Genomic DNA, 1242 nt, shown 5'->3' on the forward strand with positions numbered 1-1242 from the left:
GGGGGTGGACCCGCAGGGTCTGGCCCTCGGTGCGGGGGAGGTAGTAGCGCGCCGGGTGAGCCTCCATCACCCCGGCCGGGTCGGGCTCGTGGCCGAAGGCGCTGTAGAGCAGGACGTGCCGCGCGCCGTGCTGGGCCAGCAGCGCGGCGAGGTGGGCGTTCATGTGGGGCGAGAGCTCGGCGACGGGGAGGCCCCTGCGCCGCTCACGGGCCCACCTCCGCCATTCGGGCTTGCTCGAGGGGGGTGGCGCGTCGGTCACCCGCTCATTCTCGGGGATCCGGGCCTTTGGGGGAAACGGGCGGGGGAAAAGCCAAGCCCTCCCCGCGGGGAGGGCTTCCTCGAGCCCGGGCTTCAGCCTTCGAAGCCCAGCAGGAAGGGGTCTTCCAGCATCTCCGCGACGAAGCGGCAGAAGCGGGCGGCGTCGGCGCCGTCGATGAGGCGGTGGTCGTAGGTGAGGCTGAAGGGCATGATGTTGCGCGGCTCGAACTCGCCCTTCTCGGCGTTCCACACCGGCTCCGTCGAGCTGCGCGAGACGCCCATGATGGCGACCTCGGGCCAGTTGACGATGGGGGTGAAGCCGGTGCCGCCGATGCCGCCGAGGTTGGAGATGGTGAAGCTCGCGCCCTGCATCTCCTCGGGGGTGAGCTTGCGGTCGCGGGCCTTGGCCGCGACCTCGCCGAGCTCGAGGCCGAGCTGGATGACGCCCTTCTTGTCCACGTCGCGGATCACCGGCACCAGCAGGCCGGTGGGGGTGTCCACGGCGACGCCGATGTGGATGTAGTCCTTGAAGACGACCTCGTTGGCGGCGGTGTCGATGGAGGCGTTGAACTTGGGGAAGGCCTTGAGCGCGGCGGCGGCCACCTTGAGCAGGATGGCGGTCATGGTCAGCTTGCCGCCCCGCTTCTCGGCGCGGGGCCCGTACTTCTTGCGCAAGGCCTCCATCTCGGTCACGTCGGCCTTGTCGAACTGCGTGACCATGGGGACGAGGCTCCAGGCCTGGGCCATCGAGCGCACCGTGGCCCGGCGGATGCCCGACATGGCCTCGCGGCGGGTGGGGCCGAACTTGCCGAAGTCGGGCAGGGCCGGTGCCGGGGCGGCGGGCGCACCTGCGGGGGCTGCCGGGGCCGCGCCCCCTTCCGCGAAGCGGCGCACGTCGCCCTCGGAGATGCGGTAGGCCGGGCCGGAGCCCGCCACCTGCATCAGGTCCACGCCCAGGTCGCGCGCGAGGCGGCGCACGGAGGG

2 protein-coding genes are annotated in these 1242 nt (G+C 72.2%); both read right to left on the reverse strand.

Annotated elements, in window-relative coordinates; all coding sequences use genetic code 11:
* On the reverse strand, positions 1-259 hold a 259-nt coding region (locus tag Mterra_RS21365), incomplete at its 3' end, for a 5-formyltetrahydrofolate cyclo-ligase (protein WP_476727205.1).
* A 92-nt stretch (positions 260-351) separates the two neighbouring features.
* Positions 352-1242, reverse strand: an 891-nt coding sequence (locus tag Mterra_RS21370) for a 2-oxo acid dehydrogenase subunit E2 (protein WP_119316885.1), incomplete at its 5' end; no start/stop codon positions are given.

It is taken from the genome of Calidithermus terrae (assembly GCF_003574345.1).
GTDB classification, from domain to species: domain Bacteria; phylum Deinococcota; class Deinococci; order Deinococcales; family Thermaceae; genus Calidithermus; species Calidithermus chliarophilus.